The sequence below is a fragment of the Inhella sp. genome (assembly GCF_027532025.1).
Taxonomy (GTDB): Bacteria; Pseudomonadota; Gammaproteobacteria; order Burkholderiales; family Burkholderiaceae_C; genus Inhella.
Map to the genome: position 1 here is coordinate 24,678 of NZ_JAPZSY010000038.1, position 26,621 is coordinate 51,298.

Annotated in this window: 25 protein-coding genes; 13 read left to right on the forward strand and 12 right to left on the reverse strand. The window is 68.6% G+C overall.

The window, feature by feature from the left end:
- Positions 1–3: 3 nt before the first annotated feature.
- From O9335_RS06930 to O9335_RS06940, 3 genes are all read right to left on the reverse strand, one after another.
- On the reverse strand, positions 4–1,914 hold the full coding sequence (locus O9335_RS06930) for a methyl-accepting chemotaxis protein (protein ID WP_298385581.1): 1,911 nt from the start codon (positions 1,912–1,914) through the stop codon (positions 4–6).
- A 103-nt stretch (positions 1,915–2,017) separates the two neighbouring features.
- Complete coding sequence (gene recJ / locus O9335_RS06935) at positions 2,018–3,754, reverse strand: single-stranded-DNA-specific exonuclease RecJ (protein WP_298385584.1); 1,737 nt, start codon at positions 3,752–3,754, stop codon at positions 2,018–2,020.
- A complete protein-coding gene (locus tag O9335_RS06940; RefSeq protein WP_298385587.1) occupies positions 3,751–4,650 on the reverse strand; it encodes a hypothetical protein in 900 nt (299 codons plus the stop codon). Before O9335_RS06940 ends, recJ begins: the two co-directional genes overlap by 4 nt.
- 70 nt (positions 4,651–4,720) lie before the next feature.
- Here O9335_RS06940 and ppk1 point away from each other — a divergent pair, with 70 nt between their 5' ends.
- From ppk1 to O9335_RS06955, 3 genes are all read left to right on the forward strand, one after another.
- Complete coding sequence (gene ppk1, locus O9335_RS06945; RefSeq protein ID WP_298385590.1) at positions 4,721–6,778, forward strand: polyphosphate kinase 1; 2,058 nt, start codon at positions 4,721–4,723, stop codon at positions 6,776–6,778.
- A complete protein-coding gene (locus O9335_RS06950; RefSeq protein WP_298385593.1) occupies positions 6,778–7,239 on the forward strand; it encodes a histidine phosphatase family protein in 462 nt (153 codons plus the stop codon). Before ppk1 ends, O9335_RS06950 begins: the two co-directional genes overlap by 1 nt.
- 67 nt (positions 7,240–7,306) lie before the next feature.
- Positions 7,307–8,071, forward strand: a complete 765-nt coding sequence (locus O9335_RS06955) for an ABC transporter substrate-binding protein (RefSeq protein ID WP_298385596.1) — start codon at positions 7,307–7,309, stop codon at positions 8,069–8,071.
- On the opposite strand, the gene lysA is transcribed toward O9335_RS06955, so the two are convergent.
- On the reverse strand, positions 8,056–9,345 hold the full coding sequence (gene lysA, locus O9335_RS06960) for a diaminopimelate decarboxylase (RefSeq protein WP_298385599.1): 1,290 nt from the start codon (positions 9,343–9,345) through the stop codon (positions 8,056–8,058). The two genes, O9335_RS06955 and lysA, sit on opposite strands and share 16 nt — an antisense overlap.
- A gap of 80 nt (positions 9,346–9,425) precedes the next feature.
- Here lysA and O9335_RS06965 point away from each other — a divergent pair, with 80 nt between their 5' ends.
- Positions 9,426–10,319, forward strand: a complete 894-nt coding sequence (locus O9335_RS06965) for a LysR family transcriptional regulator (RefSeq protein WP_298385602.1) — start codon at positions 9,426–9,428, stop codon at positions 10,317–10,319.
- Here O9335_RS06965 and folE2 read toward each other — a convergent pair.
- The 4 genes from folE2 to O9335_RS06985 form a co-directional block, all read right to left on the reverse strand.
- The gene (gene folE2 / locus O9335_RS06970) at positions 10,295–11,104 is read right to left on the reverse strand and encodes a GTP cyclohydrolase FolE2 (RefSeq protein WP_298385606.1); all 810 of its coding nucleotides are present in this window, start codon (positions 11,102–11,104) and stop codon (positions 10,295–10,297) included. The two genes, O9335_RS06965 and folE2, sit on opposite strands and share 25 nt — an antisense overlap.
- Before the next feature lie 78 nt (positions 11,105–11,182).
- On the reverse strand, positions 11,183–13,060 hold the full coding sequence (dxs, locus tag O9335_RS06975) for a 1-deoxy-D-xylulose-5-phosphate synthase (RefSeq protein ID WP_298385610.1): 1,878 nt from the start codon (positions 13,058–13,060) through the stop codon (positions 11,183–11,185).
- Between the two features lie 2 nt (positions 13,061–13,062).
- The gene (locus tag O9335_RS06980; RefSeq protein WP_298385613.1) at positions 13,063–13,971 is read right to left on the reverse strand and encodes a polyprenyl synthetase family protein; all 909 of its coding nucleotides are present in this window, start codon (positions 13,969–13,971) and stop codon (positions 13,063–13,065) included.
- Entirely contained in the window at positions 13,971–14,201 is a 231-nt protein-coding gene (locus O9335_RS06985) for an exodeoxyribonuclease VII small subunit (protein WP_298385616.1), read from the reverse strand. Before O9335_RS06985 ends, O9335_RS06980 begins: the two co-directional genes overlap by 1 nt.
- Before the next feature lie 245 nt (positions 14,202–14,446).
- Between O9335_RS06985 and O9335_RS06990 the strand changes: the two genes are divergently transcribed.
- The 4 genes from O9335_RS06990 to O9335_RS07005 all read left to right on the forward strand — a co-directional run bounded on the left by O9335_RS06990 (position 14,447) and on the right by O9335_RS07005 (position 17,878).
- Positions 14,447–15,568 carry an aromatic ring-hydroxylating dioxygenase subunit alpha gene (locus O9335_RS06990; protein WP_298385618.1) on the forward strand — a complete coding sequence of 374 codons (1,122 nt, stop codon included), beginning with the start codon at positions 14,447–14,449 and terminating at the stop codon, positions 15,566–15,568.
- A gap of 43 nt (positions 15,569–15,611) precedes the next feature.
- Positions 15,612–16,514, forward strand: coding sequence for a DMT family transporter (locus O9335_RS06995; protein WP_298385621.1), 903 nt, complete (start codon positions 15,612–15,614; stop codon positions 16,512–16,514).
- Positions 16,511–17,368, forward strand: coding sequence for a sulfurtransferase (locus tag O9335_RS07000; RefSeq protein ID WP_298385624.1), 858 nt, complete (start codon positions 16,511–16,513; stop codon positions 17,366–17,368). The genes O9335_RS06995 and O9335_RS07000 overlap by 4 nt, the downstream gene beginning before the upstream one ends.
- Before the next feature lie 75 nt (positions 17,369–17,443).
- Complete coding sequence (locus O9335_RS07005; RefSeq protein WP_298385627.1) at positions 17,444–17,878, forward strand: universal stress protein; 435 nt, start codon at positions 17,444–17,446, stop codon at positions 17,876–17,878.
- 3 nt (positions 17,879–17,881) lie between these two features.
- On the opposite strand, the gene O9335_RS07010 is transcribed toward O9335_RS07005, so the two are convergent.
- Positions 17,882–18,655, reverse strand: coding sequence for a ZIP family metal transporter (locus O9335_RS07010; protein ID WP_298385630.1), 774 nt, complete (start codon positions 18,653–18,655; stop codon positions 17,882–17,884).
- Positions 18,656–18,717: 62 nt separating this feature from the next.
- Here O9335_RS07010 and O9335_RS07015 point away from each other — a divergent pair, with 62 nt between their 5' ends.
- From O9335_RS07015 to ispF, 5 genes are read left to right on the forward strand one after another with little or no spacing between them, the layout of a single operon-like run.
- Positions 18,718–20,244, forward strand: a complete 1,527-nt coding sequence (locus O9335_RS07015; protein ID WP_298385633.1) for a Ppx/GppA phosphatase family protein — start codon at positions 18,718–18,720, stop codon at positions 20,242–20,244.
- On the forward strand, positions 20,241–20,849 hold the full coding sequence (locus tag O9335_RS07020) for a nucleoside triphosphate pyrophosphatase (protein ID WP_298385636.1): 609 nt from the start codon (positions 20,241–20,243) through the stop codon (positions 20,847–20,849). The genes O9335_RS07015 and O9335_RS07020 overlap by 4 nt, the downstream gene beginning before the upstream one ends.
- Before the next feature lie 43 nt (positions 20,850–20,892).
- Positions 20,893–22,362, forward strand: coding sequence for a ribonuclease G (gene rng, locus O9335_RS07025; RefSeq protein WP_298385639.1), 1,470 nt, complete (start codon positions 20,893–20,895; stop codon positions 22,360–22,362).
- Positions 22,359–23,045 carry a 2-C-methyl-D-erythritol 4-phosphate cytidylyltransferase gene (gene ispD, locus O9335_RS07030; RefSeq protein WP_298385641.1) on the forward strand — a complete coding sequence of 229 codons (687 nt, stop codon included), beginning with the start codon at positions 22,359–22,361 and terminating at the stop codon, positions 23,043–23,045. Before rng ends, ispD begins: the two co-directional genes overlap by 4 nt.
- On the forward strand, positions 23,042–23,533 hold the full coding sequence (gene ispF / locus O9335_RS07035) for a 2-C-methyl-D-erythritol 2,4-cyclodiphosphate synthase (protein ID WP_298385643.1): 492 nt from the start codon (positions 23,042–23,044) through the stop codon (positions 23,531–23,533). The genes ispD and ispF overlap by 4 nt, the downstream gene beginning before the upstream one ends.
- Before the next feature lie 9 nt (positions 23,534–23,542).
- On the opposite strand, the gene O9335_RS07040 is transcribed toward ispF, so the two are convergent.
- The 3 genes from O9335_RS07040 to O9335_RS07050 all read right to left on the reverse strand — a co-directional run bounded on the left by O9335_RS07040 (position 23,543) and on the right by O9335_RS07050 (position 26,613).
- Positions 23,543–24,868 carry an ATP-binding protein gene (locus O9335_RS07040; RefSeq protein WP_298385645.1) on the reverse strand — a complete coding sequence of 442 codons (1,326 nt, stop codon included), beginning with the start codon at positions 24,866–24,868 and terminating at the stop codon, positions 23,543–23,545.
- Positions 24,869–24,885: 17 nt separating this feature from the next.
- Positions 24,886–25,647, reverse strand: a complete 762-nt coding sequence (gene ompR / locus O9335_RS07045; RefSeq protein ID WP_298385649.1) for a two-component system response regulator OmpR — start codon at positions 25,645–25,647, stop codon at positions 24,886–24,888.
- 195 nt (positions 25,648–25,842) lie between these two features.
- Positions 25,843–26,613 carry a 3-hydroxybutyrate dehydrogenase gene (locus O9335_RS07050; RefSeq protein WP_298385652.1) on the reverse strand — a complete coding sequence of 257 codons (771 nt, stop codon included), beginning with the start codon at positions 26,611–26,613 and terminating at the stop codon, positions 25,843–25,845.
- Between the last annotated feature and the right edge of the window lie 8 nt (positions 26,614–26,621).

The window sequence follows — 26,621 nt, forward strand, 5'->3', positions numbered from 1 at the left end:
CGTTCAGCGAGGCAGTCGGAAGCGACCGACCGCCTCGCTGAGTTGCGTGGACATCTGAGCCAGCGTGTCGCTGGCAGCGGCCGATTGTTCGGCCACCGCGGCATTTTGTTGGGTCATCTCGTCCAGGGCCGACACGTCTTGCTCGACGCGTTCGATGTCCCTCTGTTGGCTTCGTGCGGCTTCCACGATGCTTTGGATCACTTCGGTCAACTGTTGCACCGATTGCGACAGATCGCGCATCGTTTGGCCTGCTCCGCGCACTTGCTGATTGCCTTGCGCCACCCGCTCGCCCGACGAGGTGATGAGGCTCTTGATCTCCTTGGCCGCCGCAGCGCTTCGCTGCGCCAGCACGCGCACTTCGGCCGCTACCACGGCAAAGCCACGGCCTTGCTCGCCGGCGCGCGCCGCTTCGACGGCGGCGTTGAGGGCCAGGATGTTGGTCTGGAAGGCGATGCTGTCGATCACGCTCGTGATCTCGGAGATGCGGCCCGATTGCACGTGGATCTCGTCCATCGTTTGCTCCAAGTCGGCCATGGCGCCCGCCCCGCGTCCCGCCACCGAGGCGGCATGACGGGCCATGCCGTCGGCCTGTTGGGCTGCGTCGGCACTGCTCTGCACGGCCGCAGTCAGTTGCTGCACCAGGTGGCTGGCTGCCTGCAAACGGGCCGCCGACTGCTCGGTGCGCCTCGAAAGCTCGAGGTTCTCAGCGCTGATCTCCAGGGAGGCGTTGTTCACCGAGTGAGCCGAGCCTTGAACATGGGACAGCACGTCGATCCATTTCAAGCGCATGCCCTCCAACGACTGGATCAAGCGACCCAGTTCATGGCTCTCCTGGCTTTCGAACACGGGCGTGAGATCGCCTTGGGCCATGGAGTCGCCCTTGCGCGCCAATTCGCCCAAAGGCTGGACGATGGCCTGCACCACGGCCCACAGCCGCCACGCCAGCAGCGCCAGCAGACCCAGCAGCAAGACCCCCAAGGTCACGGAGAACAGGGTCAGCGTTTGGGCGCGTTGCGTCAAGCGCTGTTGGACCTCTTGGACCACGGCGTCTGAGAAGGCCCGTTGAGCCTGGATGGCGGTTTGCAGGACCTGCGCGTAATCCTCGGGTTTGACATCGAAGTCGGGTGAAAAGCCCAGGAACGTGGTGTTCACTCGGTTCAAGCTTTCCGAGACCGCTTGCTGGGCTTTTTTGGCACCGTCGCTGATGCCGGCGGGAAACTCCCCGAGCGCTTGGCTTTGGGCCAAGCCGATGTTTTGCAACACGAAGCGCTCCCGATCTTCCAGTCGGGCCTTCACGGCTGCAATTTGGTTCAAGTCCAAGGGGCTGGCGCCCTTTTGGCGGAGCACGGTGTAGCCCAAGTCATGGAGTTGTGCCAACTGGTCGACCACGGTCTTGCCTTCTTGAAATCCCGCCACGATGAGGTAGTAGTTTTCGGGCTCGGGGTCGTGCAACAGCTTGCTTTGAGCGAGCACTTGTGCGACCGCGTCGTCCAGTCGGCCCAGGAGCTTGCCGTGCGCTTCGAAACTCTCTCTCGGCGTGGTTCGGTCGGTCTTGATTTGCTCGGCCAGCACGCGAAGGTCCTTCTCCACGGCGGCCAATGGCTCTCTCAGGCTCTCGCGCTGGTTCATCACGACCTGGAGTTGCGACAGCGCGGATTGCAGGGCAGCAGAGCGCGGTTGGTCGGCAGCGGGCTGGGCCGACAGTTGCAAACCCGACTGCAAGCGGTGCTGTTGAACATCGGTGATGGCCTTCAGCAGAGCCATCGTGGGCTGGACCCCGGCGAGCTCTTGCCGGATCGAAGCCAAGTCGCTCAGCGTGCGCTGCATGAAGGCCGCCGTCGGGATGGCCACTGCGGCGAGGATGAGCAGCGACAGCAGCTTGAAGCGCTGCGCAAGGTTGGTTTTGAACATCATGGCGAACGGCCCTTGCTGGGCCCCAAGTGTTTCGCCATGCTGAGCCAACTCGATGTCAATTCCATGACATCGAGCGAGGCGATCTGAGCGCCCTGTAACTACGTCACGCCAGCGCTTCCACCAGGACCTGCAGTCGCGGCTGACCCTGGTAGTGGTCGGCGTCCAAGCGGTAGGCCAGGCGGGCGGGGCCGGGCGGCAGGGTGTCGGTGCGGCGGAACCAGATGCCCTCGACCTGCACGCCGCTGCCGTGCTGAAGTCGCAGCTTGAGGTGGCCGCTGCCGACCAGGCGCTGTTGGATCACCTCGAAGTCGTCGACGAAGAGCGGGGGCTCGAAGGCTTGGCCCCACACCTGCTCGGCCAGGCCCAGCGCCCGATCCACGCTGAACATGGCGCCCTCCAGCGAGCCATCGTGCTGCAGCTCTCGGCGGAGTTGCTCGGGCGCCAGGCTGGCTTCGGCGATGGCCTGCAGGGCTTGGGCGAAGGTGGCGAGGTCGTCGACCGCCAGGGTGCAGCCGGCGGCCATGGCGTGCCCGCCGAACCTGGCCAGCAGGCCGGGGCAGCGCTTGGCCAGCAGGTCCAGCGCGTCGCGCAAATGCAAGCCCGGGATGGAACGTCCGGAGCCCTTGAGGCGGCCGTCGGCACCGCGCGCAAACACGAAGGTGGGTCGGTGCAGGGCTTCTTTGACGCGGCCGGCCACGATGCCGACCACACCCTCGTGAAACGCCTCGTCGAACAGCACCACGGCCGCGGGTGGCGTGCCACGCGGCATTTGCGCTTGCAGCAATTCCTCGCTGACGGCTTTCATGTCGGCTTCGACGGCGCGACGTTCTCGGTTGATGCCGTCGAGCTGCTGCGCGATGGCCAGTGCGCGCGCCGGGTCGTCGCTTCGCAGGCACTCGATGCCCAGGCGCATGTCGGCCAGGCGTCCCGCGGCATTGATGCGCGGGCCCAACGCAAAGCCGAAGTCCTGGCTGCTGGCGCGTCGCGCGTCGCGCCCGGCGACGTGGAACAGGGCACGAAGACCGTGCTGCATGTGGCCAGCCCGGATGCGGCGCAGGCCTTGTGCCACGAGGCGGCGGTTGTTGGCGTCGAGCGGCACCACGTCGGCCACGGTGCCCAAGGCGACGAGGTCGAGCAGCCCGTCCAGCCGCGGCGGTGCGTCGAAATCACCGCGCGATCGGCGTTCGGCGCGCAGCGCCAGCAGCAGGTAGAAGGCCACTCCCACACCGGCCAACGCCTTGCTCGGGAAGGGGCAGCCGGGCTGGTTGGGGTTGACGATGGCGTCGGCCGGCGGCAGCAGCACCTCTCCCTGGGCGTCCTGCGCGCACAGGTGGTGGTCCGTGACGACGACGGTCAAGCCCAGGGCTTTGGCATGCGTCACGCCTTCCAGGCTGGCGATGCCGTTGTCCACGGTGATCAGCACTTGGGCGCCGGTGGCATGCGCCAGGTCCACGATGGGGGGCGTGAGGCCGTAGCCGTGCACAGCGCGGTCGGGCACCACGTAGCCCACTTGCTCGGGCGCTGCGCCCAGCAGCACGAGGCCGCGCAGCAGCACGGCGCAGGCGGTGGCGCCGTCGCAGTCGTAATCGGCGACCACGCACAGGCGTTGGCCGGCGGCGATCGCGTCGGCCAGCAGTCGGGCGGCCTCGGCCACGCCGCGCAGTTGATCGGGCCGGGCCAGGTGCGCGAGGTCGGGGTCGAGCTCGGTCCGGTGGCGCACCCCCCGGGCGGCAAACAGGCGCGCCAGCAAAGGGTCCAGCCCTTCTTGCTCCAGGGCCCAGGCGGCGCGCGGTGGGCAGTCGCGCGCCACGACGCGCGGGGCAGAGGGCAATGCGGTCACAGGCGCTCCAGCTCGGCTTGAAGGGCCGCGGCCGAACCCGAGGGGCGTGGCCAGCACTTCCACCAAGGCCGGGGCTGTGGGGCCCAGGTGCGGGCCCAGGTTTCGCCGGCGAGCGTCAGGCGACTGTCGGGGTTGTTCTGGGCCAGCAAGGGTGCGATGACCTCGTCGTCCAAGCGCCGCCAGGCGGCGGGCCAGGCGATGGGGTCCACCGTGAGCGCGGGCTGTTGCAGCCAGCGGTTGACCACCCAGCCCGGCGGCTGGGAGCGGGCGATGCCGCAACCGCTGATCCAGACCGAGTTGACCGGCAGGGCCCCTTGCGCCTCGCGCTGGGCGTGCAGGGGGTGGGCGTGCAACAGCATCTGCATTTCGTTTTGCAGGCGCCGCAAGGCGCGTTCGGTGGGCAGCCAGGCGTCAAGCGTGCGCAGTGCGATGCGATCGAGGCTGGCAGCCTGCCAACTCAGCAGGCTGGGGTGGCCCAGCAGCCACTCGGTGGCCGTGGGGCGGTGCACCTGCCAGCCGTCTTCGGCCGGGAACAAGGGCGCCAGGGTGGACCACAACGCGTCGGCCTCGGCCGCACTCAGGCGCAGCTGTTCGGGGGACAGGGCCAGGGCCTGGTGGGCTTCGAGCCGCACGTGCAGCGGCGTGACGAGGGCCCAGGGCAGGTCGCCAGGGTCGATGCCGCGCTCTTGCAAGCGCCACGCTGCTGTGGGCAGCGGGTCTGTGGGGCTGTGGCCGCGGGCTGCACCCAAAGCACGCTCGGCGGGGGGGTGGGGGTCGGTCGGGTCGCCGCCGTGCTCGGCCATCGGCCGCCAACGCGCCAGCAGACGCTGCAGATGGGGCATGGGGGGCAGGGGCAGGCCCTCCACGGGGCCAGCGTCGGTGATGAGCACGTGCATGGCGCTGCGGATTATCGGGAGCGTGGCGCGTGTCACGCGGCTGTCATGCGGCGCTTCCCATAATCGCCCGATGACCCGTTCTGCGCCCGATTTGCTCGACCGCGAGCAAGCCATCCTGGAATTCAACCGGCGGGTGCTCGCGCAGGCCGAGCGCCCGGACGTGCCGCTGCTGGAGCGCCTGCGCTACGTCTGCATCGTCTCGAGCAATCTCGACGAGTTTTTCGAGGTGCGCTTTGCCGATTTGCTGGACAGCGTGCGGGACAAGGCGCGCAGCGGCACGGGTGAGGACATCGCCCGCGTGGGCGCGGCGGCCCATGCGCTGATCGATGCCCAGTACCGGGTGTTCAACGAGGACCTCATGCCGGCCTTGGCCGCGCAGGGCATTCACGTTCGCCACCATGCGGCGCGCAACGCGGCGCAGCGGGCCTGGGTGTCGCGCTTCTTCGAGCGCGAGGTTCGGCCGCTGCTGGTGCCACTCAGCCTCGACCCCGCCCACCCCTTTCCGCAGGTGGCCAACAAGGCGCTGCACTTCATCGTCAAGCTGGCGGGCGATGACGCCCTGGGGCACGAGAACCCGATCGCCATCGTGCGCGTGCCGCGCGTGCTGCCGCGCGTCATCAAGCTGCCTGCCCAGGTCGCCTCGGGCGAGCAGGTGTTCGTGCTGCTCACCAGCGTCATCCGTGCGCACCTGGCCGAGCTGTTCCCGGGCCGCGAGGTGGTGGCCTTTTCGCAGTTCCGGGTCACCCGAGATTCGGACATCGACGTGGACGAGGAGGAGGCCGTCAACTTGCGCCACGTCATGCGGTCCCGCCTGACCACCCGCCATTTCGGGCGGGCGGTACGTTTGGAGGTGGTGCACACCTGCCCGGACGATTTGGCCCGCTTGCTGCTTCAGCAGTTTCAGTTGCCGGAGGCCGCGCTGTACCGCGTCAACGGCCCGGTGAACTTGGTGCGATTGAACGAGCTCATCGACCAAGTCGATGCCCCGGCGCTGCGCTTTGAGCCGCACGAACCCGCTTGGCCGCAGGGGCGGCTGCCACGCGGCAAGTCCATCCTGGCCCGGTTGCGCGACCGCGATGTGCTGCTGCATCACCCGTTCGAGAGCTTCGAGCCGGTGATCGAGTTCCTGCGCGAGGCCGTGAACGACCCCGACGTGCTGGCCATCAAGCAAACCATTTACCGCACGGGAGCGCGCAGCGAGCTGATGGACCTGCTGGTGGAAGCCGCACGCCGTGGCAAGGAAGTCCTGGTGGTGGTGGAGCTCAAGGCGCGTTTCGACGAAGAGGCCAACGTGAACTGGGCCGAGAAGTTGGAGGCGGCAGGCGCCCAGGTGGTCTACGGCGTGGTGGGCCTGAAGACGCACGCCAAGCTGCTCTTGGTCACGCGCCGTGAAAACCGCCGCGGTGGACGCATCTTGCGCCGCTACCTTCACCTGAGCACGGGCAACTACAACCCGCGCACCGCCCGGCTGTACACCGACTTGGGGCTGCTCACGGCCGACCCCGCCCTGACCGCCGACGCCGATGCGGTGTTTGGTCTGCTGGCTTCGACGGCCCACATGCGTCGTTTGCACCAGTTGGTGTTGGCGCCGTTTGCCATGCAGGCGCGGTGGTTGTCGGAGCTGGAGCGTGTGCGCCAGTCTGCCCTGGCGGGCCGGCGTGCGCGCGTGGTGGTCAAGGTCAATGCGCTGACCGACCCGGTGCTCATCGCGGCGCTGTTGGCTTGCGGGCAGGCGGGGGCCGCCATCGACCTTGTCGTCCGCGGCGCTTGCCGCTTGGCCCCGGGCGTGGCGGGGGTGAGCGACAACATCCGCGTGCGCTCGGTGGTGGGCCGCTTCTTGGAGCACACCCGCATCCTCTACTTTGCCTGGGGCGAGGGGGCGAACGACGAATCCTTGTTCTTGTCCAGCGCCGACTGGATGAGCCGCAACATGCTGGGTCGCATCGAGCTGGCATGGCCGGTGCGCGAGCCGAAGATGCGCCAACGCGTGCTCGACGAAGCCTTGCTGCCCTACCTATTGGACGAGCGCGAGGCCTGGGTGCAGGATGCCGAGGGCGACTACCGCCGGGTCAGCGACATGGGGTTGAGCGCGCAGGCTGCCTTGGCCGAGCTGTACCGGGTGGCGTGATGGAGCTCATCCTGTGGCGTCACGCCGAGGCGCAGCTCATCGGCGAGGGGCAAAGCGACTGGGATCGGCGCCTGACCACTGCCGGCGAGCGCCAAGCCCGACGCATGGGCCTGTGGTTGCAGCAGCGCCTGCCGGACACCACGCGCGTGTGGGTGAGCCCGGCGGTGCGAACCCGCTCCACGGCCGACGCGCTGGAGCGACCCTACAAGGTGCTGCCCGAGTTGGCCCCCGATGCCGACCCGAGCACCTGGTTGCCCTTGATGGGCTGGCCCGATGCGGCGGCGCCCGTGCTCATCGTGGGCCACCAGCCCGCCTTGGGGGTGTTGGCGTCCCAACTGCTGTGCGGTGCCCCCTTGCCTTGGACGGTCAAGAAGGGCGCGGTTTTTTGGCTGTCGTCGCGCCGCCGGGACGGCGTGCAACAGGTGTTGTTGCGGGCGGTGCAGGGGCCAGATTTGCTCTGAACCTTGGGCAGGCGCATGATGCTCGGCCGATCGACCGATCGACCGATCGACCGAGTGTTCAGACACCATGAGCCTCCTGCACCGTCGTCAATGCATCTCCCTTGCGGGTGGGCTGGCCCTGCCCCTGGGGTGTGCCTGGGCGTCGGTCCCCGAGCTCTTGATGGTGACGGCGGCTGAAGAGCCCTATGTGCTGCCCCCGAACCACCCCTTGGGCGAGGGCTTGGATGTCGACTCCGCCCGTGAGGCCCTGATGCGCGGTGGCCAGTACCGGTTGCAGGTCGAGCAGTTGCCCTGGCGGCGCGTGCTGGCCATGCTGAAGGCCGGTCGGGCCGATTTTTCGCCGGGCGTTCTCCAGACCGAGGAGCGCCGTGAGTACCTGGCCTTCAGCGAGCCGTTTGGCGGCCCTGTGCGGCACAGCGTCTACACCCGCCGCCGCAGCGGGCTGAGCATCCGTCAACTCGCCGATCTGAAGGGCAAGCGGCTGGCGCTCATGGCGGGTGCCGCCTTCCCCGAGGCCTTGCAGGCCGTCATGACGGGGCCTTTGGAGCGGGTGTCGGACCTGAGGGGCCAATTCCGCATGCTGGCCGCTGGGCGCGTGGAAGCGCTGGTGGGCAACGAGCTGCCCGCCCGTTGGCTGGTGCGAGCGCAGGGTTATGGCGAACGCGTGGAGCAACAGCCCTTCACCTTCGACTCGGGTGTGCCCACGCAGATGGCGTTTTCACGGGGGCGACCTGGTTGCGAGCACGCGCTGGCCGCCATGAACCGCGGTCTGGCCTTGCTCGCCCGGGAGAACCACTGGGCCAAGCTCGAAGCGCGTTACTTGGCGGGCTGACCGGTCTCGGTGGATTCGATTTCCAGCGCCAGCAACTCCTCGACCCGTTGCCGCCGCCGGATGAGGCGCACCGCTCCTTCGTCCAGCAGGACTTCGGCAATCAGCGGCCGGGTGTTGTAGTTGCTGCTCATCGAACTGCCGTAGGCGCCGGTGTTCTCGATCACCAGCCAATCGCCCACGGCCGCGGCGGGCAGGGCGCGCAGCTCGATGTCGCCGCCAGCGCCTTGGGTGAAGACGTCGCCGCTTTCGCACAAGGGACCGGCCACGGCGCTGGGGGCGCTGTCGGCCGGCGGTCGCCCGTCGCCTGACACCAGGCGCAGGCCGTGGTGGGCGCCGTACATGGCCGGACGCATCAGCTCGTTGAAGCCGGCGTCCACCAACACGAAGGGCACCCGCCCTTGGCGCTTCACCGCCCGCACTTCGGCGATCAAGGCGCCGGCCTCGGCCACCAGGTAGCGACCAGGCTCGATTTCCAAAGGCAGCGCATGGCCCAGCAGCGTCTGGGCCTCGCGGCGCGCGCCGTCCCACAGGCCGAAGTAGTGGGCCGGGTCGATGCGCGGCTCGCCCTCGCGGTAGGGGATGGAGAGGCCGCCACCGGCCGAGACGGCGGCCAAGTCCAGACCGGCGGCCTTCACTTGGCGCACCAAGTCGACCATGGCCCCGCAAACCCGGCCCAGGTGACCGTAGTCGACGCCCGAGCCGATGTGCATGTGCAGGCCCACCAGGCGCAGTCCGCTGGACTGGATCACGCCCAGCGCCTCGGCCAAATCGGCGTGCCAGATGCCGTGCTTGCTGTGCTCGCCGCCGGTGTTGGTCTTTTTGCTGTGGCCGTGGCCGAAGCCGGGGTTCAGGCGCAGCCACACGGCGTGGCCGGGGGCGCGCTCGCCGAGTTGCCGCAGCATGTCGATGGAGCCGCAGTTCACCACCAGGCCCTCGGCCACCACGAAGTCCAGGCTTTCGCGGTCCAGCAGGTCGGCTGTGTACACGATGTCGGCTTGCGCGGCCTCGTGCAGGGTGGCGGCCCGCGCACTTCCGCCTTGGTAACCCGCCGCGAGCGCCCGCAGGGCTTCGCCGCGGCTCACGGCATCCACCTTGGCGCCGCCCTCGCGCAGCAGGCGCAGCAGGTGCACGTTGGGGTTGGCCTTTTGGGCGTAGCGCACGGTGTCGAAGGCCTGCAGGCTGGCCAGGCGCTCACGGATGGTGGGGGCGTCCATCACCCACAGCGGGGTGCCGAACTGGCGGGCGAGGGTGCGGGTTTGGGCGTCGGTCAGCATGGGCGCAGCATGCCGGGTGCCAATCATTCAGTCCAATCGACTCGCGTTCGATAAGCGTTCATTTTCGATATGCTTGCGCCATGCCCATCAACCACCGCCAAGTCGAGGTGTTTCGTGCCGTCATGCAAGCCGGCAGCGTCACGGCCGCCGCCCAGGCCTTGCACAGCTCGCAGCCCACGCTCAGCCGCGACATCGCGCTGATGGAGCAGCGGCTGGGCTATGCCTTGTTCGAGCGCACAGGCGCACGGCTCAAGCCCACGGCGGCGGCGTTGGCCCTGTTCGACACCGTGCTGCGCCACTACCAAGGCTTGGGCCAGGTGCAGTCCCAAGCGCGGGCCCTGGGTCGTGCCGAGGCGCAGCCTTTCCAGTGGCTGGCCTTGCCGGCGTTGGCACACGCGCTGGTGCCCCAGGCCCTGGCCGCCTGTCCGGCGGCGGCGCAGGCCGCGGTGTCCATCACCCCGGCCGAGAGTCCGGTGTTGGAGGCTTGGATGAGCGAGCAGCGCTTCGACCTGGCGCTGACGGAGCGTGCCGACGCCCCCAGCGGCTGCCGGGCCGAGGTGTTGGCCGATCTCGACGAGGTGGCGGTGTTGCCGGCGGCCCACCCCTTGGCCACCCGATCCCGCTTGGACTTGGCGGACTTCGCCGATCAGGCCTTCGTCAGCTTGGCCGACGACGACCCGTACCGGGCCCAGATCGACGCCTTGTTCGCCGACGCCGGCGTGGCACGCCAGATGCGCTTGCAAACGCACAGTGCGGTGGCCGTGTGTGCCTTGGTGGCGCAGGGGCTGGGCGTGGCGATCGTGAACCCGCTGACGGCCGCGGCTTGCGCCAGCCATCGCCTGTTGGTGCGGCCGTTGGCTGTCCGCATCCCCTTCCAAGTGACCCTGCTCACGCCCCTGCACCGGCCGGCGCACCGCTTGGCCGCGCCCTTGACGGACGCGCTGCGGGCTCAGTGGCGCTCGATGACGGCGTAGGCCGAGTGCGAGTGGATGGACTCGAAGTTCTCGACGTCCACCCGGTAGCGCCCGACCCGGGCGTCGGCGTTCAAGCGCAGTGCCACGTCGCGTACCAGGTCTTCGACGAACTTCGGGTTTTCGTAGGCCCGTTCGGTCACCCACTTTTCGTCGGCGCGTTTGAGCAGCGGCCAGATCTCGCTGGACGCGCTGTCTTCGGCAAAGCGCATTTGCGCTGAGAAGGGCAGGGGCTGGTCGGCCAGCCATTCCACGCGCACGGTGACGATGCTGCGTTGGTTGTGGGCGCCGTAGTCGCTGATTTCCTTGGAGCACGGGCACAAGCTCTTCACGGGCACGGCCACCTCTTGCCACACGGTGGTTTGGCCGCCGCGCGTTTCGACGATCCAGCGCGCTTGCAAATCCAGCCTGCTTTCGATGCCCGACACCGGCGCGCGCTTGCGCTCGAACAGGGTGAAGCTCACTTCGGTCACGCCCTCACGGGCGTGCAGCTTGTCGAGCATCGTCAGGTGGCGCTCGCGCAGCGTGGCCGCGTTGAGCGGCACGTCTGCGCCTTCTTCCAGCCAGGCCACGAAGCGCGACATGTGCGTGCCCTTCTTGTCGGCGGGCAGCGCCACGTCCAAGGTCCACTCGCCCACGCTGGGCTGCACGCCGCGCTCGGTTTGCACCAACAGCGGGAACTTGACGCGCCGCACGCCCACGCGCTGGATGGCCAGGTGGCGTTCGTCGCGCTCGCTTTGGGTGTCGGGGATCGGCAGGTGCGCCGAGTGGGTCGAACTGGGGCTCATGAGGGGCTCAAAAAGACGCAGGCCGTCAGCATCCCATGCCGACGGCCCGTCAACGGACGACGAATTAGAACGCCAGCTTCAAACCACCGCACGCAGCGCGGGCTCGCCCAGGCGCTGGCGGATGCTGCGCTCGATGCCGGCCGCATCCAGGCCTTGCAGGGCCATCAGCTTGGCGGGGTCGCCGTGCTCGATGAAGGTGTCCGACAGGCCGAGTTGCAGCACCGGCACGTTCAGCCCCGCGGCCTGCAGGTGCTCCAGCACCGCGCTGCCGGCGCCGCCCATCACGCAGCCGTCTTCCACGGTCACCAGCAGGCCGTGACTGCGCGCCAAGCGCTCCACCAGGGCGGTGTCCAGCGGTTTGACGAAGCGCATGTTGGCCACGCTGGCGTTCAGGGCTTCGGCCGCCTTCAAGGCCGGGTTGAGCAGGGTGCCAAAGGCCAGGATGGCGACGCCCTGGCCTTCGCGACGCATTTCGCCCTGGCCCCAGGGCAGCACGTCCAGGTCGCGGCCGGCGTCCACGCCGGTGCCCGCGCCACGCGGGTAGCGCACGGTGACGGGGCCCCGGTGCTGGTAGGCGGTGCTCAGCAGCAGTCGGCACTCGCGTTCGTCGGCAGGCGTCAGCACCGCCATGTTGGGGATACAGCGCGTGAAGGCGATGTCGTAGTTGCCGGCGTGGGTGGCGCCGTCGGCGCCGACGAGGCCAGCCCGGTCCAGCGCGAAGGTCACGTCCAGGTTCTGCAGGGCCACGTCGTGGATGAGTTGGTCGTAGGCGCGCTGCAAAAAGGTGCTGTAGATGGCGACCACGGGCTTCAGGCCTTCGCAGGCCAGGCCAGCGGCGAAGGTGACGGCATGCTGCTCCGCGATGCCGACGTCGTAATAGCGCTGCGGGAAGCGCTTGTGAAACTCCACCATGCCCGAGCCCTCGCGCATGGCGGGGGTGATGCCCACCAGGTGCGTGTCGGCTTCGGCTTGGTCGCACAGCCAGTCGCCGAACACCTGGGTGAAGCTCTTCTTCGGCGGTTGGCTGGGCGGCACGATGCCTTGCGCCGGGTCGAAGGGCGTGGGGCTGTGGTACTTGACGGGGTCGGCCTCGGCCAGCTTGTAGCCCTGACCCTTCTTGGTGACGATGTGCAAGAACTGCGGGCCCGGCCTGTCGCGCAGGTTTTCCAGCGTGGGGATCAGGGCGTCGAGGTCGTGGCCGTCAATGGGGCCGACGTAGTTGAAGCCGAACTCCTCGAAGATGGTGCCGGGCACGAACATGCCCTTGGTGTGCTCTTCGAAGCGACGGGCGAACTCGTACAAGGGCGTGTTCTTCAGCAACTCCTTGGCGCCCTCGCGGGCCTGGCTGTAGAACTTGCCGCTCATCAGGCGCGTGAAGTACTTGTTCAGCGCGCCCACGGGCGGGCTGATGGACATGTCGTTGTCGTTCAGGATGACGAGCATGTCGCCGAGCAGGCCGCCATGCGGCACGCCGGCGTTGTTCAAGGCCTCGAAGGCCATGCCGGCCGTCATGGCGCCGTCGCCAATCACCGCCACCGCCCGGCGTCGTTCGCCCTTGAGCTTGGCGGCCATCGCGAAGCCATGCGCGGCCGAAATGCTGGTGCTGCTGTGCGCAGTGCCGAAGGTGTCGTACTCGCTTTCGTCGCGGCGCGGGAAGCCGCTGATGCCGCCCAGTTGGCGCAGCGAGCCCATGCGGTCGCGCCGGCCGGTCAGGATCTTGTGCGGGTAGGTCTGGTGGCCCACGTCCCAGACGATGCGGTCGCGCGGCGTGTCGAACACGGCGTGCAGCGCAACCGTCAATTCCACCGTGCCCAGGTTGCTGGACAGGTGCCCCCCCGTCTTGCTGACGCTGTCCAGCAGGTACTGGCGCAGTTCATCGGCCAGTTGGTGCAACTGGGGGCGGCTGAGCCGGCGCAGGTCGGCCGGGCTGTCGATGGTGGGTAGCAGGGCGCTCATGGTCAGTTGTCTCGGGCGACGACCTTGAAGGCGAGGTCGCGCAGTCGATGGGCTTGCAAGCGAGGGACCTCGTCCAAAGCAGCCAGGGCCTCGTCGCGCAGGCGATGGGCGTAGCGGCGTGAGGCGTCCAAGCCCATCACGCTGACGTAGGTGGGCTTGTTGGCTTCCTGGTCCTTGCCAGCGGTTTTGCCCAGGGTGGCGGTGTCTTGCGTCACGTCCAGGATGTCGTCCACCACCTGGAAGGCCAACCCCAGGGCGTCGCCATAGCGAGCCAGGGCTTGCCATTCGGCGGCCGTGGTCTGACCGCAGGCCGCGCCCATAAGCACGCTGCCCTGAAGCAGCATGCCGGTCTTGCGGTGGTGCATGTCTCTCAGCGTGGTTTCATCCAGGGCTTGGCCCACGGCCGCCAAGTCCACGGCCTGCCCTCCCGCCATGCCGGCCCAACCGCTGGCGCGGGCCAACAAGCGGCACAAGCGGGCCTGCAGCGCCGGATCCACGCCCGCTTCGGGCGTCAGCACCTCGAAGGCCAGGGCCTGCATGGCGTCGCCAGCCAGCATGGCCTGCGCTTCGCCGAAGGCCACGTGCACCGTGGGCTTGCCACGGCGCAGCACGTCGTTGTCCATGCAGGGCAGGTCGTCGTGAACCAGCGAGTAGGCATGGATCAACTCTGCCGCCACGGCGGCCCGGTCGGCCGCCGCCTTGTGGCCGTCCACGGCCTCGCAGGCGGCCCACACCAGCAAGGGACGCAGGCGCTTGCCGCCGTCCAGCACGGCGTAGCGCATGGCCAGCCCCAAGCCGGCGGGAGCGTCGGCGGGCACCCAGGCGTCCAGCAGGCTTTCGCAGCGCTGCAGGCGTTCGTCGGCCCAGGCTTCGTAGGCGGTGCACCCAGCGCGCGTGGCCGTCTCCATCATCACTCCCCCTCCCAGGGCTTCAGGGCGCCGTCGTCCAGCACCTTCACTTGTTGTTCGACCGATTGCAGTTGCGCCCGGCAGTAAGCCAGCAACTCGGCGCCCCGTTGGTAACCGGCCAGTAACTGGTCCAGGGGTACGGCGCCGCCTTCAAGGGTTTGTACCAACTGCTCCAACTCCCCCAGGGCGCTTTCGTAGCTGACCGGCGCAGTGGATTTGGCGGAACGAGCCATTGATTTCACTCATCACGAAGGGGTGGAGATTCTAGGAGTCTTGGGCCATGGGGAGGCTTGAGGCAAGGGCTTCCCCGATGCCGCCCCGTCGCAAAACCCCTGCTGCGTCGCGTGGTGTGAACGAAACTGCAGGCGAAAGGAGGCGCAGTGGCTAAACTCACGCCCCCCTTGCTCGGCCTCGCCGCCGGGCCTTTTGCGTGCCGCCCGGTGGGTGGGCACGGGTGCTTTGGAGGAACTCTTGGATCATGTCGGATCTGAGTCTGGCCGTCGGGGCGCTTGAGAGCAGCAGCCGCACGACGCAGCTCCCCGTTTCTGCTTATTTCGATCAGGCGCTGTTCGAGCGCGAGCAGGAGCGCATCATCCGACCTGGCCCCCGCTACGTGGGGCACCAACTGGCGGTGCCCGCACGCGGCGACTACTTCGCTTTGGCCCAAGAGGGCAACGGCCGGGCCTTGGTGCACGGCGCCGAGGGCATCCAGCTCCTGTCCAACGTTTGCCGGCATCGCCAAGCCGTCATGCTCAAGGGGCGCGGGCACGCCGGTGCCAACATCGTCTGCCCCCTGCACCGCTGGACCTACGGCCTGCAAGGCGACTTGATTGGTGCGCCCCACTTCGACCACGACCCCTGCCTGCACCTGAACCGCTGGAACTTGCGCGAGTGGAACGGCCTGCTGTTCGAGGACACCGGCCGGGACGTTGCCGCTGATCTGCGCGATCTGGGCGTGGCCCGAGACCTGCAATTCGACGGCTACGTGCTCGACAAGGTGGAACTGCACGAGTGCCACTACAACTGGAAGACCTTCATCGAGGTCTACCTGGAGGACTACCACGTCGGCCCGTTTCACCCGGGATTGGGGAACTTCGTCACCTGCCACGACTTGGCTTGGCAGTGGGGGGCCGAGTACTCGGTGCAAACGGTGGGCGTCAATGCAGCCCTGGCCCAAGGCGGCAAGGCGGGCTCCAAGGTGTACCAGCGCTGGCACGACGCCGTACGTGCCTACCGGGGCGGTGAGGCGCCGAAGCATGGGGCCATTTGGTTGACCTACTACCCGACCTTGATGGTGGAGTGGTACCCGCACGTGCTGGTGGTCAGCAACCTGCACCCCATCGGGCCGAGCAAGACGCTCAATGTCGTCGAGTTCTACTACCCCGAGGAGATCGCGGCCTTCGAGCGCGAGTTCGTCGAGGCCCAGCAGGCTGCCTACATGGAAACCTGCGTGGAGGACGACGAGATCGGCGAGCGCATGGACGCCGGGCGCCGCGCGCTGATGCAGCGCGGCGACAACGAAGTCGGCCCCTACCAGAGCCCCATGGAAGACGGCATGAAGCACTTTCACCAGTGGTACCGCGCCAAGATGGCGCTTTGAAGCCCCAACGCCCGGCCCGTCCGGGCGTTTTTCTTTCGCTCCGATGCCTGCCCCTTTGCTGATGTTGGCCGCGACCTTCTTGTTCGCGGTCATGGCGCTTTGCGTGAAGCTGGCCAGTGCCCGCTACTCGGCCACCGAGATCGTGATGTACCGCGGCCTCGTGGGCGTGGCCGTCATCTTGGCGCTGGCCCGCTGGCGCCGGGTGCCGCTGCGCACGCCCGTGCCCCTCATGCACCTGTGGCGCGGTCTGCTGGGGGTGTGTGCCCTCAGCCTGTGGTTTGTCGCCATCGCGAGCCTGCCCCTGGCCACCGCCATGACGCTGAACTACATGAGTGCCCTGTGGATGGCTCTTTTTTTGCTGGGTGGGGCTTTGTGGCTGGGCGGCAAGAGCGTGGACCCGCGCCTGTTGGGGGCGGTTTTGGTCGGTTTCGTCGGGGTGGCCTTGGTGCTGCAACCGTCGTTTCAGCAGAACCAATGGCCGGGCGCCTTGGCGGGCCTGGGGTCCGGGCTGCTGGCGGCCATGGCCTACATGCAGGTCACCGCCCTCGGACGGGCCGGAGAGCCCGAGGTGCGCGTGGTCTTCTACTTCAGCTTGGCCAGCGTGGCCGCGGGCGCCGTGCTCAGCCAAGCGACGGGTACGGCTTGGCGATTCAGCAACCACAGCCTGCCGGGGGCCCTGGCCCTGCTCGGAGTCGGGGTGAGCGCGACCCTGGGGCAGGTGGCGCTCACCGCCGCCTACGGCCGCGGCAAGATGCTGGTGAATGCCAGCTTGAACTACATGGGCATTGCCTTCGGCGCTTTCCTGGGGTGGCTGGTCTTCGACGAACGCCCCGGTTGGTGGGCTGCCCTGGGCATTGGCCTGATCGTGGCCGCCGGCTTGGTGGCCACCCTGCTGCGCTCGCGCAGCGCCGCACCCCGAGATCTGCAAGGAGAAACCCACGAATGAATGCGCCCCTGCCCCCCCTCGTCGATGCCGGCACGCTGCGCCAGCGGCTGGCCAGCACAGCCCCGCCCTTGGTGCTGGACTTGCGATTCGACCTGAGCGACCCCGAGGCCGGCCGGTGCGCCCACGCCCAGGGTCACGTGCCCGGTGCGGTGTACGTGCACCTGGACGAGTGCTGTGGCCCCGTGCGGGATGCCCAGGGGCGTTTTCATGGGCGACACCCCTTGCCCACGCGCGAGGCCTTTGCCGCCCGCATGGCCGCTTGGGGTTGGGAGCCGGGACGCGGCGTGGTGGCCTACGACGCCAGTGGGGGCATGTTCGCCTCGCGCCTGTGGTGGATGTTGCACTGGCTGGGCGACCCGGCCGTGCAGGTGCTCGACGGCGGCTGGGCCGCTTGGCAGGCCGAGGGCGGCGCGGTGGAGCTGGCGCCGGCGGTGCCTGACCCGAGGCCGGCGCCGGCCCAACTGCCAGAGCCCCGGGTCCGTACCCTCGATGCCGAGGCCCTGGCCTCGCGGCTGGGTCGGGTGAGACTGATCGACGCCCGGGCGCCTGAGCGTTTTCGCGGTGAGGTCGAACCCTTGGACACCCGCGCCGGCCACATCCCCGGGGCGCGGAACCGACCGTTTGCGCTCAACCTCGACAGCAGCGGCCGCTTCAAGAGCGCGGCCGCCCTGCGGGCCGATTGGTCGGCCCTGGTGGCCGGCGCTGAGGCGCCGGTGCACCAGTGCGGCTCCGGGGTCAGTGCTTGCCACAACCTGTTGGCCTTGGCCATCGCCGGTTTGCCCTTGGGGCCGCTGTACCCAGGCTCGTGGAGCGAGTGGTCGTCCGATCCAACTCGCCCTGTTGCGTTGGGTTGACCCGGCTCAAGGCGGCGAGGTGCCGCGCCGGGCAGCATGTTGGTGTTCTTCCCCCTTTCACTTCGGGAGCTTCGCATGTTCCAACGCATCCTCGTCCCCACCGACGGCTCGGAGCTCAGCGCCAAGGCGGTGCACACGGCGGTCCAACTGGCGCAAAAGCTGGGGGGCCGCGTGGAGGCCCTGTCGATCACCGACCCTTACCCCTACAGCCCCTTGGCCGAGGCGGCGCCCATCGAGCCCCAAAGTTACTTGGATGCGATGCAGCGCCTGGCGACGCAGCGCCTGCAGGCCGTGGCCAGCGTGGCCAGCGCGGCCGGCGTGCCCTGCGAAACAACCAGCCTTGAGGCACCTCAACCCTGGCGGGGCATCGTGGACCATGCCTCGGCCAGCGGGGCCGACCTGATCGTGATGGCCAGCCACGGCCGCAAGGGCGTGAGTGCTTTGCTCTTGGGCAGCGAAACCCAGAAGGTGCTCACGCACAGCGCCGTGCCGGTGCTCGTGGTGCGCTGAGGCTCAGTGGCTGTGCCCGATGGAGGCCAGCGCCATGAGGCCCAGGCCCGCGCCGATCCAGGCCAACTGAGCCAGGGTCTCGGTCCACGGCAGCCGGCGCTGCATCTGCGGGATGAGGTCGGCCACGGCCACGTAGATGAAGCTGGACGAAGCCACCACCATCAGGTAGGGCAGGGCGGTTTCAAAGGGGTGCAGCAGCAGGTAGCCGAGCACGCCCCCCAACATCGCGGCCAAGCCTGACAGGGCGTTGTAGGCCAGGGCGCGGCGGCGGCTGAGCCCCGCGTTCAACAGCACCAGGTAGTCGCCCACCTCCTGCGGGATTTCGTGCAGCAGCACGGCGCCCGCGGTGAGCCAACCCAGCTGGGGGTCGGTCAGGAAGGCTGCGGCGATCAGCACGCCGTCGCAGAAGTTGTGAATGCTGTCGCCCACCAAGACGGACAGGCCACCCCGGCCCGCCTGCTCGGCGTCGAAGTGGTGATGGTGGTGGTGCCCATCGCCCTCGTGGTGGTGGCTGTGCCGGTACAGCTCGAGCTTCTCGAGCAGGAAGAAAAACAGCAGTCCCCCCAACAGGCACAGAAACAGCTCGTGGCTGCTGGCTTGGCTCTCGAAGGCCTCGGGCAGCACGTGCAGCAAGGAGGCGCCCAACAGCACGCCGGCCGACAGGCTGACCAGGTGCTTGACCAAGCGGCTGAGCACCATCTGCGTCACCCAGGCGGCCAGCAACACCGAGAGCAGTCCGCCGGCGAGCGTGGCCAAAACGATGTGCAGCAGGGTCATGGGGTCCAGCAGAGGGCGGTCAGGCGCGAAGGGGCGTCATTCTCGCCGGTCAGAATGTCGCCATGCCCAACGACCTGCCCGAGCACCCTTGGGGTGCCGATGCCCTGGCCGCCATCGACCTCGGCTCCAACAGCTTTCGCCTCGAAATCGCCCGCCTGCGGGGTGGCGACTACAAGACCTTGCTCTACCGCAAGGAGCCGGTGCGCTTGGGCGCCGGTTTGGACGCCCAAGGGCGGCTGACGCCGGAGGCCTTGCAGCGGGGGCTCGATTGCCTGGCGCGTTTCGGTGGCGAGTTGCGGGGCTTTGCGCCGCAGCGCTTGCGGGCGGTGGCCACGCAAACCCTGCGCGAGGCGCAAAACCGCGACGAGTTCCTGGTGCGTGCCCAAGAGGTGCTGGGCTTTCCGGTGGAGGTCATCGCGGGCCGCGAGGAGGCGCGCATCATCTACCGCGGGGTGTCCCGGCTGCAGCCCGACCCGGCAACCCGCCTCGTCATCGACATCGGCGGGCGATCCACGGAATTGATCCTGGGCCGTGGGGCGGAGCCGCTCAAGGCCGAGTCGTTCCAGGTGGGCAGCGTGGGGCTGTCGGTGCGCTACTTCCCGGACGGCCGCTTCACGCCCGAGGCGTTTCGGGCGGCCCAAATCAGCGCGGCGGCTGAACTGGAAGAGGCCGTGGGCCAGTTCGCGCGGGGTCACGCCAAGCCAGCTTGGCGGCAGGTTCTTGGCAGTTCGGGCACCGTGGGGGCCGTGGCGCAGCTGGTGGCGGCGTCCAAGGTGGCTGGCGGGCGGATCAATGCCGAGTCGCTGCGCTGGTGCATCGACGCCTGCTTGCGCGCAGGGTCGGTGGACGCGCTGGACCTTCCCGGCCTCAAGCTCGACCGCAAGCCCGTGGTGGCGGGCGGCCTGTGCATCCTCTACACGCTGGTGTGCCACTTTGGCATCGACACCATCTTGCCGGCCAAGGGCGCTTTGCGTCAGGGCTTGATCTTCGAGCTGGCGGAGCGCTTGAAGCTGCACCAGCAGGCGCCCAGCGCCGACTTGCGCGAGCGCAGCGTGGCCGATTTGCAGCAGCGCTTTGGCGTGGACCTGCCGCAGGCCCGGCAGGTGCGCACGCTCACCGAGCGCCTGTTCCAACAGCTGCTGCCGCGCGCGCCGGCCGAGCGGCGCTTGGAGCTGGGTTGGACCGCCGCCTGGCACGAGATCGGGCAGTGCGTGTCGCACCACGACCACCACCGCCACAGTGCCTACCTGATCGGGCATTTGGATGCTCCCGGTTTCTCGCAGAGCCAGCAACGCCGCATGGCCACCATCGCGCTCGGGCAACGGGGTGGGCTGCGCAAGCTGGGGGCCGAGGCCGTCGATGAGACGCTGCGCTGGCAGGTGATGGCCCTGCGTTTGGCGGTGATCAAGGCCCACGCCCGCGAGCCCATCGACGTGAAGGCCATGCGCTTGCAGCGCGAGGGCACGCAAGTGCAGCTCACCATGCCCAAGGGCTGGGTGGCCACGCACCCGCAAACCTTGTTCCTGTTGCAGGAGGAGGTTCAACACTGGAGTCGCAGCGGCTGGGCGACCCTGGAGCTGCGCGCATGAGGCTGTACCTGGCGTCGCAGAGCCCCCGCCGAGCGCAGCTGTTGGCCCAGATTGGGCAAGCGCACGAGCTGCTGCTGCCCGACGCCGGCGAGGACGCGGAGGCTCTCGAGGCGCTGCAAGCGGGCGAGGCGCCGGTGGCCTACGTGCAGCGGGTGACCGAGGCCAAGCTGCAGGCCGCGCTGGCGCGTCACGCCCGATTGGGCCTGCCGCTTGGCGCTGTGCTCGCCGCCGACACGACCGTGGCGCTGGGCGATCGCATCTTGGGCAAGCCCGGCGACGCGCAGGAAGCCGCCGAGATGCTCTCGGCCCTGTCCGGGCAGGCCCACCAGGTGCACACGGCCGTGGCCATCGCCGACCTGCAGGGGAGCGTGCACCGCGCGGTGTCATCGTCCACCGTCTGGGTGGCGTCCTTGGCGGCGGGCGAGGTGCAGGCCTACATCGGGACGGGGGAGCCCTTCGGCAAGGCTGGGGCTTATGGCATCCAAGGCCACTTTGCGGCCTGGGTGTCGCGCATCGATGGCAGCCATTCGGGCATCATGGGCCTGCCGCTGTACGAGACCGCGCAGCTGTTGCGTGCGGTGCGCGGCCGAGGAGCCGACGTTTGACGAGAGGGGCTTCGGCACCCTGTCGTGAACCCTTGGGACGCCCATGGAAGACATCCTGATCAATTGGTCTCCGCAGGAGACCCGCGTGGCCCTCGTCGAAAACGGGGCGGTGCAAGAGTTGCATTTGGAGCGTGCGTTGGAGCGCGGCTTGGTGGGCAACGTGTACCTGGGGCGCGTGGCCCGCGTGTTGCCTGGCATGCAGTCGGCCTTCATCGACATCGGACTCGAACGGGCCGCGTTTTTGCACGTGGCCGATTTGCAGCAGGCCCACACCGGCCCCGGGCGGGATGCGCCCGTCACGCCCATCGAAAAGCTCCTGTTCGAGGGGCAAGCGCTCACCGTGCAGGTCATCAAGGACCCCATCGGCACCAAAGGCGCCCGGCTGTCCAGCCAGGTGTCCATCGCAGGGCGCTTGCTGGTGCACTTGCCGCAAGACGATCACATCGGCATCAGCCAGCGCATCGGCTCGCCCGAGGCCCGCGAGGCCTTGCGCGCGCGGATGCAGGCCCTCGTGGGCACGCGCGAGGCTGGCGGTGGCGGCGGGTTCATCTTGCGCACCAATGCCGAAGAGGCCACCGACGACGAACTGGCCGCCGACATCGCCTACCTGCGCAAGACTTGGGCCGCCATCCGCCAGCGCGCCCACACGCTGCCACCGCCCAGCCTGTTGCACGAGGACTTGAACCTGGTGCAGCGCGTGCTGCGCGACTTGGCCAGCGAGCGCACGGGCAGCATTCGCATCGACAGCCGCTTGCAGTACGAGGCCTTGCGGGCGTTTGGGGAGCAGTACACCCCGAGCAGCGTGGGCAAGTTGGAGCACTACACCGGCGAGCGACCGATCTTCGATTTGCACAACATCGACGCCGAGGTCAACCGGGCCTTGGCGCGTCGTGTCGACCTCAAGAGCGGTGGCTACTTGGTGTTCGACCAAACTGAGGCGCTGACCACCATCGACGTCAACACGGGCGCCTTTGTGGGCGCCAAGAACTTCGACGACACGGTCTTCAAGACCAATTTGGAGGCTGCGGGCACCATCGCCCGCCAACTGCGCCTGCGCAATCTGGGCGGCATCGTCATCGTCGACTTCATCGACATGGCGCGCGACGAGCACCGTCAAGCCGTGATGGCCGAACTGAAGAAGCACCTGAGCCGCGACCGCACCCGCACCACCGTGGGGGGCTTCACCTCGCTGGGCCTGCTGGAGCTGACGCGCAAGCGAACGCGCGAGAGCCTGAGCCGCATGCTGTGCGAGCCCTGCCCGACCTGCCAGGGGCGAGGCCAGGTCAAGACGGCCCGCACCGTCTGCTACGACATCCTGCGCGAGATCCTGCGCGAAGCGCGGCAGTTCTCCGCCAAGGAGTTCCGCGTGGTGGCCGCCGCCGAGGTGGTGGAGATGCTGCTCGACGAAGAGTCGGCCCACCTCGCGGGCCTGAGCGATTTCATCGGTCGCCCCATCTCGCTCACCGCCGAGCCGGGCAACCAGACCGAGCATTACGACATCGTGCTGCTGTGACCCTCGCGCTTTGCCATGCCCTGGTTCCGGCCGCTGGTGTGGGCAGCCGTGCTGGACAGCCCCGCCCCAAACAATACGTGGCCGTGGCCGACCGCCCGCTGATGGTCCACACCCTGGACGCGCTGGCAGCCGTGCCCGCCATCGCCAGCGTGAACGTGGTCGTGGCGCCCGACGATGCTTGGTTCGAGGTGGAAGTGCCGGCCTTTGCCGGCCGCTTGATTCGACGCGGCGGCGCCACCCGTGCCGCCAGCGTGGCCGCGGGCTTGGCGGCCCTGCAAGAGGCTGGCGCCGCCGACCACGACTGGGTGCTGGTGCACGACGCGGCACGCTGCTTGGTGCGGCCGGCTTGGATCAGCGCCTTGATCGACGTCTGCCGCGACGACGCCGTGGGGGGCTTGCTGGCCCAGCCGGTGGCCGACACCCTGAAAGAGGCCGAAGGCCAGCGCAGCTTTCGCACGGCCGACCGCAGCCGCTACTGGCAGGCGCAAACGCCACAGATGTTCCGCCTGGGCCTGTTGCGGCGCGCACTGGCGGCCGCGGGCGAGGCCGTGACGGACGAAGCCAGCGCCATCGAGGCCCTGGGCCACGCGCCGTTGCTGGTCCCCTGTTCCCTGGAGAATTTCAAAGTGACCCGACCCGAAGACTTCGACCTGGCCGACCGATTGCTGCGGAGTCGCCCATGAACGCCCCGGTCTTGCGCATTGGCGAGGGCTGGGACGTGCACCGCCTGGTGGAGGGCCGGCCTCTGGTACTGGGCGGGGTCACCATCCCCCACAGCCACGGTTTGCTCGGGCACTCGGACGCCGATGCCCTGGCGCACGCCATCACCGACGCCGTGTTGGGCGCGGCCGGGTTGGGCGACATCGGCCGACACTTTCCCGACACCGCGGCCGAATTCAAGGGCGCCGACTCCATGGTGCTGCTGGCCGAGGCCGCGCGCCGCGTGCGGGCTGGCGGCTGGACGCTGGTCAACGTGGACAGCACCGTGGTCGCGCAAGCGCCCAAGCTGGCCCCGCACATCGACGCCATGCGGGCGCGGCTGGCCGAGGTGCTGCAACTGGCGACCGACGCGGTCAACGTCAAGGCCAAGACGGCCGAAAAGCTCGGCCCGGTGGGCGATGGGCTGGCCATGGAGGCGCGGGCCGTGTGCCTGTTGATGCGCGGGGGCTGAAGTCCAGGCTCAGGCGCGCTGCAGCCTCATCTTGGTCAACAGCCCCGTGCCCTCGGGGGCGTTGACGATGTCCAACGTGCCTCCCATGCGTTGCAGGGCCTTGTCCACGATGGCCAACCCCAGGCCGCTGCCCGACACCGCGGTGCGGGCGGCATCGCCCCGGTAGAAGGGCTTGGTCAGCTCCCCCAGCACCTCGGGCGGTACGCCGGGTCCGTGGTCCCGCACACCGATTTCCACCTCCACGCCGCGAGGCCGGGCTTTGACGGTCACCCGTGCCGGCTCGCCCGGCGCATGCCCGTAGCGGCGCGCGTTTTCAAACAGATTGGCGAACACGCGACTCATCTCGGTGGGGTCCACCATGACCTTCAGGGACTCGGGCACCACCAAGCTGATGTCGATCTGGTCGGGCACGTTGCGGTAGGCCTGGGCGGCGCGCTCCAGCATCTCGTGCAGCGCCATGGGCTGCAGGGTCAGTTCGTGCGGCCGGGCGTAGTCCATGAACTTGCCGATGATGGCGTCGAGCTGGTCGATGTCGTCGGCCATGGCCATGCGGGCAACGTCGTCGTGCACGCTCATCTCGGCCTCCAGGCGCAGCCGAGCCAGGGGCGTTCGCAAGTCGTGGCTGATGCCCGCCAACATCACGCTGCGGTCTTGTTCCAGCTTGGCCAGCACGCGCGCCATGCGGTTGAACCCGCGATTGACCTCGCGGATCTCGCTCGTCAGCGTGTGCTCGTCGAGTCGGGAGTCGTACTCGCCCTCGCGGATGCGGTGGGCCGCCACCGACAGCTCCCGCAAGGGCCGGTTGATGAGGCCGGCGATGGCCGCCGAGCTCGCGACCGTGACCGCCAGCAACAACAGCCACCACCAGAGTTTGGCCGCAGGCAGTCCCTGGGCGGGATCGGATTGGGCGCGCAGCCAATAGGCGTCGCGACCGGTCATGAAGCGGATCCACAAGCCCTCACGGTCGTTCAGGGCTCGTGCCACCACCGTCTCTGGCCCAAGGCGTTGCTGCAGGGCCTCCACCAGCCGGGTGGTGAACGCGTCTTGGGCGTAGTCCGTCGGGCGGTCGTTCGCTTGGGCCACCGCAACGTGGAGGGTGGCGGTGCGCTCGATGGACTGGATGACCCCTTGGCGCTGAGCGGCTTCTTCGTGCTGCAGCGCTGCGCGCGCCAGCAGCACCAAATCGCCCAACTGCTGCGCCGCTTGCAGGGCCCGAGGCTCGGCTTCCAGTGCCCGCAAGGTGAGTGGCCAAGCCAGCCCGGTCACGCCCAGCAGCACGGCCAGCCAGGCGAAAGTGCGCCAGAAAAGGGTGAGTTGAAACAGGGGGCGAGGCATCTGCGGCCGCGCGCTTATCAGCTGACCGTGGCCGGCGCCTCGTCAGGGACGAAGACGTAGCCCAGGCCCCACACGGTTTGGATGTAGCGGGGCTTGCTGGGGTCGGCCTCCAGCAGCTTGCGCAGGCGGGAGATCTGCACATCCAAGCTGCGGTCAAAGGGTTCAAAGTCGCGACCGCGGGTGAGCTGGGCCAGCCGGTCGCGGCTCAGCGGCTGCCGCGGATGGCGGACCAAGGCCTTGAGCATGGCGAACTCGCCCGTGGTCAAGGGCATCTCTTGCCCTTCGCGGAACAGGCGTCGCTGCCCCAAGTCGAACTCGTAGGGGCCGAAGGTGAAGCGCTCGCCTTCCCGGCTGGGGGCTCCGGGCATTTCCGGGGGCGGGCGGCGACGCAAGACGGCGTTGATGCGCGCCAGCAATTCCCGCGGGTTGAAAGGCTTGCTCAGGTAGTCGTCAGCGCCGATCTCGAGCCCGACGATGCGGTCGACGTCTTCGCCCTTGGCGGTGAGCATGACCACCGGTGTCATGTCGCCCTTGGCCCGCAGGCGCCGGCAAATGGACAGACCATCTTCCCCGGGCATCATGAGGTCCAGCACGATGAGGTCTGGCGACTCGCGGGACATCAGGCGTTGCAGGCCCAGGCCGTCTTCCACCGAATGCACCTCGAAGCCCTCTTGCGAGAGGTAGCGGCGCAACAAGTCGCGAATGCGGGCATCGTCGTCCACCACCGCCACGCGCAGGGCGCGGGAGGAGGTCAAGGGCATGGACAGGGTCGTGGACATGGCGGGTCTCCGTGGGCCTTGAGGCGTTTGCGGTGTCAACGCAGCGCTCAGATTGTGGGCGTCCGCCGGCCGCCGTTGTTACAAATGGGGTGCCCGACTCCCGCATCCTCGGGGGGTGGTGTTACGTCTGCTTGCAAACACGTGGCGCGCGAGCCTCGAACCCCGGGGCCGCAGCCGCCAGCCTTCTGTGCCGGCTCACTGCGCCGTCCAGCCGCCATCCACGCTCCAGGCTTGCCCCCGCACGTTGCTGGCCGCTTCGCTGCACAGGAACACCAGCAAGGCCCCCAATTGCTCCGGCGTGGTGAAGGCCAGCGAGGGTTGCTTGTCCGACAGCAGGCGGCGGGTGGCTTCGGGCAGCGCCACGCCGTCGGCCGCGGCGCGGGCCTCCACCTGCTTTTGCACCAGGGGCGTCAGCACCCAGCCTGGGCACAGCGCGTTCACCGTCACGCCGGTGGTGGCGGTTTCCAGCGCCACCGCCTTGGTCAAACCCACCAAGCCATGCTTGGCTGCCACATAGGCGCTCTTGTTCACCGAGGCCACGTGCCCGTGCACCGACGCCACGTTGACGATGCGCCCCCAGCCGCGGGTCAGCATGCCGGGCAATGCCACCCGGGTGCTGTGGAACGCGCTGCTGAGGTTGATGGCGATGATGGCGTCCCAGCGCTCGGGTGGGAATTCGTGCACCGGTGCCACATGCTGGATGCCGGCGTTGTTCACCAGGATGTCCACGCCCCCGAAGCGCGACTCCGTGGCGCGCACCAGGTCGACCACCTCGTCGGAGCGCGACATGTCGGCCCCGTGGTAGTCCACCTCGGCGCCCGTGGCGGCGACGGCGTCTTGGGCGGCGGCCACGTCGCCAAAGCCGTTCAGCATCACGCGAGCGCCTTGTTGCGCCAGTGCGAGCGCCAGCCCCAGGCCAATGCCGCTGGTGGAGCCGGTGACGAGGGCGGTTTTGCCTTGAAGCATGGTGGGTT